This window comes from Marinobacter sp., from assembly GCF_048259445.1.
GTDB lineage: Bacteria > Pseudomonadota > Gammaproteobacteria > Pseudomonadales > Oleiphilaceae > Marinobacter.
In genome coordinates this window covers 157,365-173,350 of record NZ_JBLXHQ010000004.1, presented here as the reverse complement: position 1 = coordinate 173,350, position 15,986 = coordinate 157,365, and the positions used below count along the sequence as shown (strand labels likewise).

Genomic DNA, 15,986 nt, shown 5'->3' with positions numbered 1-15,986 from the left:
TTTACGACCCACTTCTTTTAACAGAGATTGTATGAGCGCCGAGCCGAAGAAAGCCCATAACTTTATTCAGAGCCTGATTGAAGACGCCGTTAACAAAGGTGAGCACGTCGGTCAGGTGGTGACCCGTTTCCCACCTGAGCCCAACGGTTACCTGCACGTCGGTCATGCTAAATCTATTTGCCTGAATTTTGGCATTGCCGAGACATTTTCCGGTGAGTGCAATCTGCGCTTTGACGACACCAACCCGGAGAAGGAAAGCCAGGAGTATATTGACGCCATCAAGAAAGATGTTGAGTGGCTGGGTTACACCTGGGCTGGAGATGTGCATTATGCTTCTGACTATTTCGATGCCATATATCATTTTGCGGAAGAATTGATCGAAAACGGTAAGGCCTATGTCTGCGCGCTGACTGCGGATGAAATGGCGGAATACCGTGGGAGCCTTAAAGAGCCTGGCAGGAACAGCCCGCACCGTGACCGTCCGGCAGCGGAAAGCCTGGCGCTTTTTCGTGATATGCGTGATGGAAAGTATGAAAACGGCGAGTTGGTGCTGCGTGCAAAGATTGACATGGCCTCTCCCAACATGAACATGCGTGACCCCATTCTCTACCGCATTCGTTACGCCGAGCACCATCAGACGGGGAACAAATGGTGCATCTATCCGATGTACGATTTTACCCATCCCATTTCGGACGCACTGGAAGGGATCACCCATTCTCTGTGTACTCTGGAGTTTGAGGATCACCGTCCGCTTTACGACTGGGTTCTGGATAACATTACCGCTCCGTGCCAGCCTCGGCAGATCGAGTTCGCCCGGCTTAACCTGAACTACACCATTACCAGCAAGCGCAAACTGAAGCGCCTTGTAGATGAGCACCTGGTAGATGGCTGGGACGACCCGCGAATGCCTACCATTTCAGGCATGCGTCGCCGGGGCTATACCCCGGAATCCCTGCGCACTTTTTGTGACATGATTGGTGTAAATAAAGCCGGTGGCACCGTAGACATGGGCATGCTGGAGTTCGCTATCCGGGAAGATCTGAACGCCCGTTCGCCACGAGCCATGTGCGTGATGCGTCCGCTGAAGGTGACGCTCATTAATTACCCCGCCGACAAGACCGAAACACTGATATTGCCGGTACACCCGCAGAACCCGGACATGGGGCAGCGTGAAGTTACCTGGAGCCAGACCCTGTATATCGATCGGGAAGACTTCGTTGAAGAAGCACCGCGCAAGTGGAAGCGCCTGGCACCGGAGCAGGCTGTTCGTCTGCGCGGCGGCTATGTAATGACCTGCAAAGAAGTTGTGCGTGACGCCAGCGGCGAGATTGTGGAGCTGCGCTGCGAATACGATCCGGCCACTCTGGGCGTGAACCCCGAGGGTTACAAGCCTAATGGCGTCATCCACTGGGTGTCCGAGAGCATCAGTGTCGATTGCGACATCAACCTGTATGACCGTCTGTTCAATCACGAAGCCCCGGACAGCGATAAGGAGGGTGACCTTGTTGATCACGTTAATCCGCAATCGCTTGTGGTGCTTAAAAATGCGCGGGTCGAACAGAGCCTGGCAACACCTCTGACAGATCTGCCGTACCAGTTCGAGCGGGAAGGTTATTTCTTCTGTGATCAGGAGTTGACCGCCAAAGCCGGCAAGCCGGTATTCAATCGAACCGTTACCTTGCGGGATTCCTGGGCCAAATAAAGGGCAAGTAAGGGTAAGCATTCGGGAGACCAGCTGTGATCAGGATTTACAATACGCTCACCCAGCAAAAAGAAACCTTTACGCCCATTGAGGCGGGAAAGGTTCGCATGTACGTTTGCGGAATGACGGTTTATGACTACTGCCACCTGGGCCATGCTCGGGTGTTGGTGGCTTTTGATGTGGTGACGCGTTACCTGCGTAACCGCGGTTATGATGTGACTTACGTGCGCAACATTACGGATATTGACGACAAAATTTTGCAGCGGGCTGAAGCGAACGGCGAGCCATTCTCTGAGCTGACAGAGCGCATGATTGCCGCGATGCATGAAGATGAAGCCAGGCTCGGTGTACTTTCACCCAGCGCAGAGCCCCGTGCAACGGATTACATTACTGAAATCATCGCTATGATCGGCACGCTGATTGAGTCTGATCATGCCTATGCCGCCGATAACGGTGATGTGTATTTTTCTGTTGAGTCTTTTAAAGACTACGGAAAGCTCAGCAAGAAAAAGCTTGAAGACCTGCTTGCCGGAGCGCGGATTGACGTTCAGGAAGCCAAGCGCAGCCCGGCTGATTTTGCATTGTGGAAAGCGGCAGGTGAGGGCGAAGTAAGCTGGCCGTCACCCTGGGGCAGTGGTCGACCCGGGTGGCATATTGAGTGTTCCGCCATGTCGACCCGTTGCTTGGGTGATACCTTCGATATTCATGGCGGTGGGCCGGACCTTCTTTTTCCACATCATGAAAACGAAATTGCACAATCCGAATGCGCCACAGGGCATACTTTCGTGAACACTTGGATGCATGCGGGCGCGATACGGGTGAACAAGGAGAAAATGTCCAAATCCCTGGGCAATTTTTTCACCATTCGGGAGATTCTGGAAACCTACCCGGCGGAAGTGGTGCGCTTCTTCCTGGTGTCGAGTCACTACCGTAGCCAGGTTGATTATTCCGAAGACAATCTGGCGGAAGCGGGGCGCTCTCTGGAGCGGCTTTACCACGCGCTGCGCGGAGTTGTGCCAAAGAGCTCCGGAGATGTGCCCGAGACAGAGCAGGATCAGCGTTTTGTTGAACTGATGAACGATGATTTCAACTGCCCCGGTGCCATCTCGGTTTTACATGCCCTCGCTAATGACATTAACCAGCACCGCCGCGAAGGTCGTCATGACGAGGCAAGTAGCGCGGCAACGGTCATGATCAGGCTTGGAGATGTGCTTGGGCTCTTGCAGCAGGATCCGGATGCTTTTTTCCAGGCCGAATCTGTTGGAGAGCTGACGGCGGAAGACATTGAAGCGAAAATCCGCGCCCGTGCCGATGCCCGTAAAGCCAAGGACTTTTCCGGTGCCGACCGCATCCGTGATGAGCTGGCAGCGCAGGGCGTTATTCTGGACGATTCCCGAGAGGGGACAAGCTGGCGGCGCAGCTGATACCGGCACCCGTCTGCATTTGATGTTTCGAGCCCGACAGTCAGGCGGCTGTTGGGGCAAGGCTAACCTATATGAGGCTAAGAACGATGACAGAGCGCGTACAACTCGGCGGCATTCAGGTCGCAAAGAATTTGTATGACTTCGTGAACAACGAAGCAATTCCGGGCACCGGAGTAGACGCAGAAAAATTCTGGGCGGAGTTTGACAAGATCGTAAACGATCTGGCGCCCCGTAATCGTGAATTACTGGCCAAGCGTGATGCGATCCAGGAAAAAATGGATAGCTGGAACCGCGACCATAAGGGCCAGAAGCTGGACATGGCGGCTTATAAGGCCTTCCTGAAGGATATCGGCTACCTGGTAGACGAGCCTGCGGATTTCCGTATTTCTACGGCCAATGTTGATCCTGAAGTTGCAGCCATGGCTGGCCCCCAGTTGGTGGTGCCGATCATGAACGCGCGCTTTGCACTGAACGCGGCAAACGCACGCTGGGGTAGTCTGTACGATGCACTTTATGGCACCGATGCCATTTCCGAAGATAATGGTGCTGAAAAAGGCCGTGGTTACAACCCGGTTCGTGGTGCCAAGGTTATTGAATTTGCTCGCAACCTGCTGGATAACTCCGCGCCACTGGCGGCTGGCAGTCACAAAGATGCCGCGTTGTATCAGGTTTCCGGCGGTAAGCTCGCTGTAAAACTTCAGAACGGTGAAATGACCGGTCTGAAAGACGAAGCCGGTTTTGTGGGTTACACCGGAGCTGCCGATGCGCCTACCGGCATCCTGCTGGTCAAAAATGGCATGCACTTCGAAATCCAGATCGACGCCAGTCACCCGATTGGCAAGGATGATGGAGCCCACGTTAAAGATGTGCTGATGGAGTCAGCACTGACCACCATCATGGATTGTGAGGACTCAGTTGCCGCAGTCGACGCCGACGATAAAACTCTGGCCTACAGCAACTGGCTCGGCCTGATGAAGGGCAACCTGGAAGAAACCTTTGAGAAGGGCGGAGAGCGTCTGACCCGCAAAATGAACGCGGATCGCGAGTACACCGCAGCCGATGGTAGCGAGCTGAAGCTGAAAGGTCGCAGCCTGATGTTTATCCGTAACGTTGGCCACCTGATGACCAACCCGGCTGTTCTCCTGAAGGATGGTACTGAGGTGCCTGAAGGCCTGATGGACGGCCTGCTTACCGGGCTGATTGCCATTCACGACCTCAAGGGAGGCGGTCGTTTCCAGAACAGCACTTCCGGTTCTGTGTACATTGTGAAGCCGAAGATGCACGGTCCTGAAGAAGTTGCGTTTACTAACGAGTTTTTCGGCCGCGTTGAGGATGCTCTTGGCCTGCCGCGTTTCACTCTCAAAGTCGGGATCATGGATGAGGAGCGCCGTACCACCGTGAACCTCAAAGCCTGCATCCACGCAGCCAAGGATCGTGCCGTATTTATCAACACCGGTTTCCTTGATCGCACCGGTGATGAAATGCACACCTCCATGGAGCTTGGGCCATTCATTCGCAAAGGCGAGATGAAGCAGGCTGCCTGGATTGGTGCATACGAGCAATGGAACGTTGATATTGGTCTGGAGACTGGCTTCCGTGGTGTTGCCCAGATCGGTAAGGGTATGTGGGCTATGCCGGATCTGATGGCCGATATGCTGGTGCAGAAAATCGGTCACCCGAAAGCGGGTGCCAACACTGCATGGGTACCTTCACCCACGGCTGCAACCCTGCACGCAACTCACTACCATCAGGTGTCTGTTGCAGATATTCAGAAAGAGCTTGAGAGTCGCACCCGTGCCAACCTGGATGATATTCTTACCGTACCGGTTATGGAGAATCCATCCAGTTGGACGGCGGCAGATATCCAACAGGAACTGGATAACAATGCCCAGGGTATCCTTGGATATGTTGTACGCTGGATTGACAGCGGCGTTGGCTGCTCCAAGGTTCCAGACATTAATGATGTCGGCCTGATGGAAGATCGCGCCACCCTGCGTATCTCATCGCAGCATCTGGCCAACTGGTTGTATCACGGTATTTGCACCGAGGCGCAGGTTGAAGAAACCATGAAGCGTATGGCGCAGGTTGTTGATAAACAGAACGCCAGTGATCCGACTTACCGGGCTATGGCGCCTGACTTTGCTGACAGCATTGCGTTCCAGGCCGCTATGGATCTGGTTCTTAAAGGTCGCGAGCAGCCAAGTGGCTACACTGAGCCGCTGCTGCATGCCTATCGCCTGAAGGCGAAAGAGAAGTTTGGTCAGTAATATCGACCTGAGTTAAAAAAACCCGCTTCGGCGGGTTTTTTTATGGCTGTTCCGTTAGCGTCCTAGGGGTTCGACTACTCGTCGTGAAGCTCGTTCGCGGCAAACAGGGTGTTTTGCAGGAGGGTTGCAATCGTCATCGGGCCAACGCCGCCGGGTACTGGCGTAATGTACGCAGCCCGCGCCGAGGCTGTTTCAAAATCTACATCCCCCTGCAGCTTACCGTTCTCCATCCGATTGATGCCTACGTCAATAACAGTGGCGCCGGGCTTGACCCACTCGCCTTTGATAAGGCCCGGCTTACCCACAGCAGCAATAAGAATGTCGGCTTCACGAACATATTTTTCCAGGTCGGGTGTGAAGCGGTGACACACAGTAGTCGTTGCGCCTTTGAGTAGTAGTTCCATCGTCATCGGGCGCCCCACAATGTTGGATGCCCCCACGATCACGGCATGCTGGCCTTTGTAAGGGGTGTTTATACTGTCCAGCAGGGTGATTACGCCAGCGGGCGTGCAGGGCCGGAGGGCGGGCTTGCGCTGCACCAGGCGACCGATATTGTACGGATGAAAGCCATCCACATCCTTGTCAGGCCGGATTTTCAGCAGAATAGGGTCTGCGTCCAGGTGCTGTGGCAGAGGAAGTTGCACCAGGATGCCGTCAACAACAGGGTTATCGTTAAGCTCATCAATCAGCGCTTCCAGGGCTTGCTGGGAGGTGTCTTCAGGCAGGTCATACGACAGCGAGAGAATGCCGGCAGCGTCGCAGGCTTTGCGTTTATTGCCAACATAAACTTCCGATGCAGGGTCATTTCCCACCAGCACTACGGCAAGACCAGGAGCGCGAAGTCCCCGGCGAGTGCGGGTTTCTACGCCGGATGCGACTTGTTGGCGGACTTCAGCAGCGATTTCTTTTCCGTTGATCAGTTTGGCGCTCATGATTCGTCTTGTTGGTTGGACATTGATAGACATAAGAGGGATCATATTGTCTCACGCCTGCAGCCTGACGCCAATCAATGAACTCTGGTGAATAATCGCGGTTTCGGGGTGGGTCAGACGTTAAAACAGCGGATTTGTAAGAGAATTTCATTTTCCCTGTTGACGGAAGCATTTGGCGCCAGTAATATCCGCACCAACTTTGCTGATGCACGTGTTGTTCAGTTCAGACGGGGTATAGCGCAGCCTGGTAGCGCGCCTGCTTTGGGAGCAGGATGTCGGGAGTTCGAATCTCTCTACCCCGACCATTTTCTGAATGTTCAGCTAGGCGAACGGTCAAGCGCCCGTAGCTCAGCTGGATAGAGCATCGGCCTTCTAAGCCGAGGGTCGCAGGTTCGAGTCCTGCCGGGCGCGCCATTACAGCCGCCGGCTTGATCGAAACCGCAGCCAGTAAAGTTGAAGAGTGGTGGTTTGTCGAATGTACCGCAAGGTATATCACGATGTGGTGGGCGTAGCTCAGTTGGTAGAGCTCAGGATTGTGACTCCTGCGGTCGAGGGTTCGATCCCCTTCGTCCACCCCAATTTCTTTAAGTGTTTTCCGTTTTAGCAGACAACACGATTGTCGCGGTCGACACTCTGCTTTTTGCCAGATTTTTCGCTCCGGTGGTGGAATTGGTAGACACGATAGGTTTAGGTCCTGTTGCCGCAAGGTGTGGGGGTTCAAGTCCCTCCCGGAGTACCATTTTAAAAGCCCTTAGAGTTGCTCTAAGGGCTTTTCTCGTTTTAGGAGGTCCTTAGGAATTCAAATTTCTTTATGGTGCACAAGTTTCCCCCTTTGTTTTTCTCTTTTTGCCCCCAACTCACTCCTTAAGTCGTCGATGTAGTCACGAACTCTGAAACTACGCGTTGCAGATGATTCTCTCGTCATGGCAAATCGTGATAAACTATCGGCTTTTAATTTTGGGTCTTTTCCGAGGAACCTGCTCAGGAAAGGACTTTTGGTTTTAATTTCATTCATATACCGAACCCGAAATTTGAGGATTTTCCATGCAAGTGTCTGTAGAAACGACCTCCAGCATTGAGCGTCGCATGACGATTGGTGTGCCCGCCCAGGAAATTGAACAGGCGGTTCAGAAACGCCTGCAGGAAACTGCGCGTACTGTGCGCCTTAATGGTTTCCGCCCAGGCAAGGTGCCCATGAGCGTGGTCAAGCGTCGTTTCGGTGACAGCGTGCGCCAGGAAATTGTCGGCGAGATCATGCGCGACAACTACATAAAGGCACTTCAGGAGCAGGATATTAACCCTGCGGGCTGGCCCAAACTTGAGCCGAAAACCATGGAAGCAGGCAAAGACCTTGAGTTCGTTGCCGTCTTTGAGGTTATGCCGGAAATTGAACTGGGCGACCTGAGCAAAGTTTCCATCGAGAAACTGACCTCTGAAATTACCGACAAGGATATCGATACGATGATCGATAACCTGCGTCGCCAGCAGGCCACGATGAAGTCGGTCAAGCGCAAGTCCAAGAACAAGGACGTGCTGACCATTGATTTCAAAGGTTCCATCGACGGTGAAGAGTTTGAGGGTGGTGCCGCTGAAGGCCATAAGCTGACCCTCGGTTCTGATCAGATGATCCCTGGCTTCGAGAAAGCCATCGTTGGCGGTAAAGCCGGCGAAGAGCTCGAGATTGAAGTAACCTTCCCTGAGGACTATCACAACGAAGAGCTGAAGGGTAAGCCTGCAAAGTTCGACATCAAGATTCATGAAGTGGAAGAGCCGCAGTTGCCTGAGCTGAACGCCGAATTCTTTACCAAGTTTGGTATCGAGGCAGAAGATGAAGCCGCCTTCCGCGATGAAGTGAAGAAGAACATGGAGCGAGAGCTGAAGCAGGCTGTGGCTAACAAGGTCAAGAACGACGTTGTAGACGGTCTTCTTGAAACAACAGAAATCGATATTCCCGCATCGTTGGCTGATCAGGAAATCGATCGTCTGCGCCAGGAAGCTGTTCAGCGTTTCGGTGGCCAGGTGGATTTCCAGCAGTTGCCGAAAGAGATCTTCCAGGAGCAGGCTGAGCGTCGTGTTAAAACCGGTCTATTGTTCCAGGAAGTTGTAAAGGCGAATGACCTGAAAGTAGATCCGGCCAAAGTTGATGAAAAGATCCAGGAGATCGCGTCAACGTATGAACAGCCAGAAGAAGTGATTGCGCACTTCAACGGTAACCCGGAGCAGAAAAATCAGATCGAATCTTCTGTGCTGGAAGACCAGGTTGTCGACTATGTGCTTTCTCAGGCTTCGGTTACGGAAAAGAAGGTCAAGTACGAAGAAGCCATTCAGGCTGGCCAGCCCCAGCGCTAAGTTTGCTGGCGTAATAGTGACGGGGCCGGATCAGTTTCTGGCTCCGCTGGCGGAACAGAGTTAACAGCCGGCATGACCGGCTGTTTTCATCTTGATCTTCTGCTGGCAAAGTACAAGATGCAAGAATAGTGAAGATGCCGTGGTTTAAAGCTACGTCCCATTTGTCCATAAGGAGTTCAGGCGTATCATGACGCAGAATCCAATTGATGGTCCCGCAATGGATGCCAGGTCTGCCCTGGTGCCTATGGTTATCGAGCAGACTGCCCGCGGGGAGCGATCTTTCGATATTTATTCCCGTTTGCTTAAGGAGCGGGTGATCTTCATGGTCGGGCAGGTGGAAGATCACATGGCCAATCTGATCGTGGCGCAGCTTCTGTTCCTGGAATCGGAAAATCCGGACAAAGACATTCATTTGTACATTAACAGCCCTGGCGGTTCTGTGACTGCGGGTATGTCGATTTACGATACTATGCAGTTCATCAAACCTGACGTATCAACGTTGTGCGTTGGTCAGGCTGCCAGTATGGGAGCTTTTCTGCTGGCTGGCGGTGCCGCAGGTAAACGTGCCTGCCTGCCTAATTCCCGCGTAATGATTCACCAGCCTCTGGGTGGTTATCAGGGCCAGGCAACCGATATTGAGATCCATACCCGCGAGATACTCAAAATCCGCCACACCCTGAACTCGATACTGGCGCATCACACCGGCCAGGATCTGGAAACCATCTCCAGGGATACGGATCGTGATAATTTCATGGATCCTACGCAGGCGAAAGAGTACGGGCTAATTGACTCGATACTTGATAAGCGCGTGCCGAATAAATAATACTGGAAGTAATTGCATCACCCCTGGCTGGCGCCCGGGTATCTGAAGCGCCGGCAAAACGAGATCAGAGGTATTTCAATGGCAGATGAAAGAAACGGCAGAGGCGACGATAACGGCAAGTTGCTGTACTGCTCGTTTTGCGGAAAGAGCCAGCATGAAGTCCGTAAGCTCATCGCAGGGCCCTCGGTTTTCATCTGCGACGAGTGCGTTGATCTGTGCAACGACATTATTCGTGAAGAGATTCAGGAGAATGCCCAGGAAGAAGCGAGTGATCGCCTTCCGGTTCCGGCAGAAATTCGTGACACTCTCAATGAGTATGTGATCGGCCAGGATCGCGCCAAGATTGTGCTGGCTGTTGCCGTCTACAACCACTACAAGCGCTTGCGCTACGGTGAAGGCAAGAGCGATGTTGAGCTGGGTAAAAGTAACATTCTGCTGATTGGTCCGACCGGTAGCGGTAAAACCTTGTTGGCTGAAACTTTGGCTCGCACGTTGAACGTGCCTTTCACTATTGCGGACGCAACCACGCTGACTGAAGCCGGTTACGTGGGTGAGGATGTTGAGAACATCATTCAGAAACTGTTGCAAAAGTGCGACTACGATGTAGAGAAGGCCCAGCGCGGTATTGTCTATATCGATGAAATCGACAAGATTTCGCGCAAGTCGGACAATCCGTCGATCACTCGCGATGTATCGGGTGAGGGCGTGCAGCAGGCTCTGCTGAAACTGATCGAAGGTACGGTTGCTTCTGTGCCTCCTCAGGGTGGCCGAAAGCATCCTCAGCAGGAGTTTCTGCAGGTGGACACCGGAAACATTCTGTTCATCTGTGGGGGTGCTTTTGCCGGATTGGAAAAGGTCATCCAGGAGCGTTCAGAGCGGAGCTCTATCGGTTTCTCGGCAACGGTAAAGAGTCAGGATGACAGCAAGAGTGCTGGCGATATCATTCAGGATGTAGAGACCGAAGATCTGGTCAAGTTCGGCCTGATTCCCGAGTTTGTAGGTCGTTTGCCGGTTGTGGCAACGCTGACCGAGCTGGACGAAGATGCGCTGGTGCAGATTCTGACCGAGCCGAAGAACGCCCTGACCAAGCAGTATCAGAAGCTGTTTGATCTTGAGGGCGTTGAGCTGGACTTCCGTGAAGATGCGCTACGTGCAGTCGCTCGCCAGGCTATGTCCCGGAAAACCGGTGCCCGAGGCCTGCGTTCCATCATGGAAGCGACCTTGCTGGATACCATGTATCAGATTCCGTCTGAAACCGATGTGTCCAAAGTGGTGGTCGATGAGAGTGTGATCAACGGTGAATCAGAGCCGTTCAAGATCTACGCGAACAGCGATCATGCAAAGGCAGCATCAGAAGACTGATCGTCTCGGCTAACGAGAGATCGGTTACCTGAAAAAGGGGCGTTCAACGCCCCTTTTTCATGGCTGCTGATAAAGTACCCGCCAAGAATTTTGCCCCGTAAAAAGATTGCAATTTTAGTCTGCGCCCCAATGATGGGTGGTATGCTGAATAAAATGTTTTCAGAGGATTCTCTATGACCCTTATATCCGAAGAAACCGTGCAAGAATACCCGCTGCTTCCGCTTCGCGATGTGGTGGTGTTTCCGCACATGGTGGTGCCACTGTTTGTAGGACGCGAGAAGTCCATTCAGGCACTCGAAGCCGCGATGGAGGGTAGCAAAGAGATTTTGCTGGTTGCGCAGAAAGATGCAGCCACAGACGAGCCAGGCGCCGCCGATGTGTTTGATATGGGTACTTTGGCTACCGTGTTGCAGATGCTGAGGTTGCCAGACGGCACCGTAAAGGTACTGGTAGAAGGTAATGCCCGTGCCAGTATTTCCGGTATTGAAGAAGGTGACTATCTCACTGCCGGCGCCGTGTTGATGGACGAAGATCAGTTGCCAGAGCGTGAGCAGGGCGTATTGATCAAAACCCTTCAGGAAGAGTTTGAAAAGTATGTAAAACTCTCCAAAAAGGTTCCGTCGGAAGTCTCTAATTCCCTTACCGGCATTAACGAGATCGATCGCTTGGTGGATACCATGGCGGCCCATCTTGATATGCAAATTCCGGAAAAGCAGGAGCTTCTTGAAGCACTGGATGTGCGCAAGCGGGTGGATCTGCTGCTGGGTAAGCTCGATAGCGAAACGGATTTGATCGAAGTTGAAAAACGTATCCGTGGCCGCGTCAAAAAGCAGATGGAGCGTAGCCAGCGTGAGTATTACCTGAACGAGCAAATGAAGGCTATCCAGAAAGAGATGGGCCAGCTCGGTGAGGGGAACAACGACTTCGAGGAGCTAGAGCAAAAACTGGAAGAAGCCGGACTGCCCGAAGAAGCCCGCAAGAAGACCGAAGCCGAGCTCAATAAATTGAAGATGATGTCGCCCATGTCTGCCGAAGCAACGGTTGTGCGCGGTTACATCGACTGGATGCTGGCGGTACCCTGGAAAAAACGTAGCCGGGTACGCCACGATCTCGAAAAGGCGCGTGAAATACTGGACAAGGATCATTACGGTCTGGACGAGGTCAAAAAGCGGATTCTCGAGTATTTGGCGGTTCAGAGCCGCGTGAAGAAGGTGAAGGGGCCAGTGCTTTGCCTGGTTGGGCCTCCCGGGGTGGGTAAGACTTCTCTTGGTCAATCAATTGCCAAGGCCACCAACCGCAAATACACCCGTATGGCGTTGGGCGGCGTTCGCGACGAAGCTGAAATTCGCGGTCACCGTAAAACCTATATCGGGGCGTTGCCGGGCAAGTTGCTGCAGAAATTGTCGAAGGTTGGCGTTAAAAACCCGCTGTTCCTGTTCGATGAAATCGACAAGATGGGTATGGACCACCGCGGTGATCCTGCTTCCGCTCTGTTGGAGGTACTGGATCCGGAGCAGAACCACACCTTTAACGACCATTACCTCGAGGTGGATTACGACCTCTCCGATGTGATGTTCGTGTGCACGTCGAACTCTATGGATATACCTCCCGCTTTACTGGACCGAATGGAAATCATTCGGATCCCGGGGTATACCGAGGATGAGAAGGTCAACATCGCGCTTAGATATCTGTTGCCCAAGCAAATTGTTGCAAACGGCCTGCGCAAGAACGAATTGCAAATACCGGAAGAAACCTTGCGGGATCTGATTCGCTATTACACCCGGGAAGCAGGTGTGCGTGGGTTGGAGCGTGAAATCGCCAAAATCTGCCGTAAGGTTGTGCGTGAACACGTAGAGAGCAGCGACAAGGCGTCAGTAACGATTACGCCGGAGATGCTGGAAGACTATTCGGGCGTTAAAAAGTTCAAGTACGGTCTTGCTGAAGAGAATAATCAGATTGGTCAGGTGACGGGCTTGGCCTGGACACAGGTTGGCGGCGAATTGCTGACGATTGAGTGTGCGTTAACGCCGGGTAAGGGTCGGGTTGTGAAGACCGGTTCTCTGGGTGATGTCATGCAAGAGTCGATTCAAACGGCTTTGACAGTGGTCAGAAGCCGGGCAACCGGGCTTGGTGTAGCCGACGATTTCCATGAAAAGCACGACTTACACGTGCACGTTCCGGAAGGTGCAACGCCAAAAGACGGTCCGAGTGCGGGTATCGGGATGTGCACAGCTCTCGTTTCTTCACTGACTAAAATCCCCGTCCGTGCGGACGTTGCGATGACGGGTGAGATCACTCTGCGAGGTCGTGTGCTGCCGATTGGCGGGCTGAAAGAGAAGCTTCTGGCGGCTCATCGCGGCGGTATAAAAACGGTGTTGATTCCTGACGAAAATGTTCGTGATCTCAAAGAGATACCGGAGAATATAAAGGAATCTCTCGAGATTAAACCGGTTAAGTGGATTGATGAAGTGCTCGACATTGCGCTGGCTTATCCACCCGAACCACGAGCGGAAAAGGATGACGACAAAGCGGCTTCGTCTAAAGGAAATGACGACTCCAATGATGCTGTAGAGCGCATAAATACACATTAAACACCGGATGAGTTGTTGACATGCCGGAGAGCCCATTGGTATAACTGTTTCGCCGTGAAGCAGCCAATACCAAGGGCTCCCGCGCAGTATGTGCCTATTCCGAACACCGGTTGCATACCGAAAGGAATAAGAAAACCGAAGAATGGAATTCTCCGACCGCTTGTGCGATAGTCGAGAACGTCCGAGAAAAAACAATCCGACCTAGAACATCTTCAACCTGAAAGCGAAGGGGTTTAGTGTGAACAAGTCCGAACTAATCGATGCAATTGCAGAATCAGCAGATATTTCCAAAGCCGCCGCTGGCCGTGCTCTGGACGCAATGACCAATTCTATCACCGGTGCCCTCAAAAAAGGCGATCAGGTTACTCTGATCGGTTTTGGTACTTTCTCTGTGAAAGATCGCGCTGCGCGCACTGGTCGCAACCCGCAAACTGGCGCCGAGATCAAGATCGCGGCATCAAAAGTGCCGGGGTTCAAAGCAGGTAAAGCTCTGAAAGACGCCGTTAAGTAACGGTTCTTTCTCCGGCGGCTCCCTTTAAACGGAGTCGCCAAGAAGAATTCAAGGCGCATTCCAACAGGGTGCGCCTTTTTACGTTGAGAGCACCAATAGAGGCTCGGGAGAAACATGCTTCAAGATATACGGGAAAATTCCCAAGGAACGATTGCCAAGATCATTATTGGTCTGTTGGTCGTGTCCCTCTCCATCTGGGGAATGGACGCCATTGTTGGTGGCTTCTCCGGCGAACCGGAGGTGGCAACAGTCAATGGTGAGGATATTACCGAGCGGGAGTTCCTGCGCGTGGTCCAGATGGAGAGCCAGCGTCGTCTTTCCGCTATGGAGCGTCCCGATCCCGCTATGCTGAATGAGGATCAGATTCGTAAGGATGTGCTGGACTCCCTGGTTCAGGAGCAGGTGCTTATTCAGGATGCCAGTGCTCAGGGGCTTGCGCTCAATGATGCGGATATTGATGCCCTGATTACCCAGATGCCGCAGTTTCAGGTTGATGGACAGTTTAATCGTGATCGCTTCGTGGCTTCCGTGCGCAACCTGGGTATGGGCGTGGGTGAGTTCCGTGAAGCCATGCGTAAACAATATGTGGTTAACCAGATTCGTGGTGGCATTATGCAAAGCGGCCTTGTTGCTGATGCAAATGCTGCACAACTTCTGCGAATCCAGAATCAGACCCGAAGCTTCCGTGTCGTTCAGATTCCCGCCAGTGCGGTTTCTGATGGAGTTGAGGTTACTGACGCGGAAATCGAGGCTTTTTACGAGGAAAACAAAAGTGCGTTCAGGCAGCCAGAGCAGGTAGATGCGGCATACATAACTCTATCCCTCGGTGCTTTGGCAGAAAAAATCGAGATCAGTCAGGAGGATCTTGAGGCCTATTATGCGCAGCGCGCTGGCGATCTGGCCCGTGAGGAACGTCGTGCATCTCACATTCTGATTGAAGATGGTGCAGATGCCGAACAGACCATAGCGTCTATTCAGGAGCGTCTGGAAGCTGGTGAAAGCTTTGAAGAGCTGGCGCAAGAGTTTTCTGTTGATACTGTGTCTGCAAAAGAGGGCGGTGATCTGGGCTATGCTGGCCGTGGTGTCTATGATGAAGCCTTTGAAGAGGCTTTGTTTGCACTGGAGGAAGGGGAGGTTTCCGGCTCGGTGAAGACCAGTTTTGGCATGCATCTGATTCGACTTGATGATATTCGGCGGTCAGAAGTTCCTGCTCTGGAAGAACTTGAGCAGCAACTGCGCACTGAACTCGCGCGCGAACGTGCTCAGGAAAAATATGCAGAAGTGCGTTCAGAGCTTGCTGACTCCGCTTATGCTGCAGATGACCTGGCGGGGCCAGCTAAAGAACTTGGTCTGGAAATTCGTGTGGCCGAGGGTGTCACCATAGAGGGTGGCCAGGCGCCATTCGACCACGCCGGGCTTGTTCGTCAGCTTTTCTCGGAAGACGTTCTTGAGAGCGGATATAACACCGAGCTGATCGACGTGGGTGATAATGTCTCTGTAGTTGCCCGCGCCCGCGAGTACCGCGAAGCTCAGCAACTGCCCCTTGCAGATGTGCGGGATATGATTCGTAGTAATCTGGAAGCCCGTAAAATCCGGGAGGTGCTGGATGAGCGGGCTCAGAGCATCGTTGCCAGCCTGGAGAAAGGTGAGTCTCTGGATACCCTGAACGCAGGTGATTGGGAAGGGTTTGAGGATCAGGCAAGAAACGCTGCGGATGTGGACCCACAGATTATGCAGACGGTGTTCGCACTTTCCCGCCCCAATGACAGCGGCGCGAGTTATGGCACTGCAATGACACGAAGCGGTGTTGCTGTTATTGCTCTGGACGCTGTAAACGAGGGTGATGCAGGAGACAACAGTGCAGACCTGGATCAGTTGCGTAAATTCATGGCTTCCCTTGAAGGACAGCGTGAATACGCAGCGTATCAGCAGTTCCTCAGGAACAGCGCTGAAGTATCTCGACCCTGAAAAAGATACTTCGTTAACAAAAAACCCGGGCAACTTTTGCTGCCCGGGTTTTTTGTT

11 protein-coding genes and 4 tRNA genes are annotated in these 15,986 nt (G+C 52.9%); 13 read left to right on the top strand and 2 right to left on the bottom strand.

From position 1 onward, the window contains the following. Positions 1-31: 31 nt before the first annotated feature. From ACN0RL_RS04795 to ACN0RL_RS04785, 3 genes are all read left to right on the top strand, one after another. Positions 32-1,702, top strand: a complete 1,671-nt coding sequence (locus ACN0RL_RS04795) for a glutamine--tRNA ligase/YqeY domain fusion protein (RefSeq protein ID WP_417514239.1) — start codon at positions 32-34, stop codon at positions 1,700-1,702. A 35-nt stretch (positions 1,703-1,737) separates the two neighbouring features. Beyond that, positions 1,738-3,126: a cysteine--tRNA ligase gene (cysS, locus tag ACN0RL_RS04790; RefSeq protein ID WP_417514237.1), complete on the top strand. Its 1,389-nt coding sequence runs from the start codon at positions 1,738-1,740 to the stop codon at positions 3,124-3,126. An 86-nt stretch (positions 3,127-3,212) separates the two neighbouring features. After that, entirely contained in the window at positions 3,213-5,393 is a 2,181-nt protein-coding gene (locus ACN0RL_RS04785) for a malate synthase G (RefSeq protein WP_417514235.1), read from the top strand. A gap of 74 nt (positions 5,394-5,467) precedes the next feature. Here the strand turns inward: ACN0RL_RS04785 and folD are convergent, their stop codons facing one another. Next, positions 5,468-6,325, bottom strand: coding sequence for a bifunctional methylenetetrahydrofolate dehydrogenase/methenyltetrahydrofolate cyclohydrolase FolD (folD, locus tag ACN0RL_RS04780; protein WP_417514233.1), 858 nt, complete (start codon positions 6,323-6,325; stop codon positions 5,468-5,470). Positions 6,326-6,553: 228 nt separating this feature from the next. Between folD and ACN0RL_RS04775 the strand changes: the two genes are divergently transcribed. From ACN0RL_RS04775 to ACN0RL_RS04760, 4 genes are all read left to right on the top strand, one after another. After that, positions 6,554-6,630 (top strand) — tRNA-Pro (locus ACN0RL_RS04775). A gap of 32 nt (positions 6,631-6,662) precedes the next feature. Next, positions 6,663-6,739, top strand: a tRNA-Arg gene (locus ACN0RL_RS04770). A gap of 88 nt (positions 6,740-6,827) precedes the next feature. Next, positions 6,828-6,903 (top strand) — tRNA-His (locus ACN0RL_RS04765). 76 nt (positions 6,904-6,979) lie between these two features. After that, positions 6,980-7,064, top strand: a tRNA-Leu gene (locus tag ACN0RL_RS04760). A gap of 60 nt (positions 7,065-7,124) precedes the next feature. On the opposite strand, the gene ACN0RL_RS04755 is transcribed toward ACN0RL_RS04760, so the two are convergent. After that, complete coding sequence (locus ACN0RL_RS04755) at positions 7,125-7,340, bottom strand: hypothetical protein (RefSeq protein WP_417514231.1); 216 nt, start codon at positions 7,338-7,340, stop codon at positions 7,125-7,127. 29 nt (positions 7,341-7,369) lie between these two features. Between ACN0RL_RS04755 and tig the strand changes: the two genes are divergently transcribed. The 6 genes from tig to ACN0RL_RS04725 all read left to right on the top strand — a co-directional run bounded on the left by tig (position 7,370) and on the right by ACN0RL_RS04725 (position 15,929). Then, positions 7,370-8,674: a trigger factor gene (gene tig, locus ACN0RL_RS04750; RefSeq protein ID WP_417514229.1), complete on the top strand. Its 1,305-nt coding sequence runs from the start codon at positions 7,370-7,372 to the stop codon at positions 8,672-8,674. Between the two features lie 187 nt (positions 8,675-8,861). Next, the gene (gene clpP, locus ACN0RL_RS04745; RefSeq protein ID WP_417514227.1) at positions 8,862-9,497 is read left to right on the top strand and encodes an ATP-dependent Clp endopeptidase proteolytic subunit ClpP; all 636 of its coding nucleotides are present in this window, start codon (positions 8,862-8,864) and stop codon (positions 9,495-9,497) included. Between the two features lie 78 nt (positions 9,498-9,575). Then, positions 9,576-10,859, top strand: coding sequence for an ATP-dependent Clp protease ATP-binding subunit ClpX (gene clpX / locus ACN0RL_RS04740; protein WP_199006820.1), 1,284 nt, complete (start codon positions 9,576-9,578; stop codon positions 10,857-10,859). Between the two features lie 173 nt (positions 10,860-11,032). Continuing rightward, positions 11,033-13,450 carry an endopeptidase La gene (lon, locus tag ACN0RL_RS04735; protein WP_305895663.1) on the top strand — a complete coding sequence of 806 codons (2,418 nt, stop codon included), beginning with the start codon at positions 11,033-11,035 and terminating at the stop codon, positions 13,448-13,450. A 238-nt stretch (positions 13,451-13,688) separates the two neighbouring features. Further along, on the top strand, positions 13,689-13,961 hold the full coding sequence (locus tag ACN0RL_RS04730) for an HU family DNA-binding protein (RefSeq protein ID WP_044386154.1): 273 nt from the start codon (positions 13,689-13,691) through the stop codon (positions 13,959-13,961). Positions 13,962-14,075: 114 nt separating this feature from the next. Then, on the top strand, positions 14,076-15,929 hold the full coding sequence (locus ACN0RL_RS04725) for a SurA N-terminal domain-containing protein (protein WP_417514224.1): 1,854 nt from the start codon (positions 14,076-14,078) through the stop codon (positions 15,927-15,929). The last annotated feature ends 57 nt before the right edge of the window (positions 15,930-15,986 follow it).

Excerpts from the sequence above, each read along its gene's own strand:
- clpX (WP_199006820.1), top strand. The coding sequence starts at position 9,576 with ATGGCAGATGAAAGAAACGGCAGAGGCGACGATAACGGCAAGTTGCTG.
- ACN0RL_RS04795 (WP_417514239.1), top strand. The coding sequence starts at position 32 with ATGAGCGCCGAGCCGAAGAAAGCCCATAACTTTATTCAGAGCCTGATT.
- ACN0RL_RS04725 (WP_417514224.1), top strand. The coding sequence starts at position 14,076 with ATGCTTCAAGATATACGGGAAAATTCCCAAGGAACGATTGCCAAGATC.
- lon (WP_305895663.1), top strand. The coding sequence starts at position 11,033 with ATGACCCTTATATCCGAAGAAACCGTGCAAGAATACCCGCTGCTTCCG.
- clpP (WP_417514227.1), top strand. The coding sequence starts at position 8,862 with ATGACGCAGAATCCAATTGATGGTCCCGCAATGGATGCCAGGTCTGCC.
- folD (WP_417514233.1), bottom strand. The coding sequence starts at position 6,325 with ATGAGCGCCAAACTGATCAACGGAAAAGAAATCGCTGCTGAAGTCCGC.
- tig (WP_417514229.1), top strand. The coding sequence starts at position 7,370 with ATGCAAGTGTCTGTAGAAACGACCTCCAGCATTGAGCGTCGCATGACG.
- ACN0RL_RS04785 (WP_417514235.1), top strand. The coding sequence starts at position 3,213 with ATGACAGAGCGCGTACAACTCGGCGGCATTCAGGTCGCAAAGAATTTG.
- ACN0RL_RS04755 (WP_417514231.1), bottom strand. The coding sequence starts at position 7,340 with ATGAATGAAATTAAAACCAAAAGTCCTTTCCTGAGCAGGTTCCTCGGA.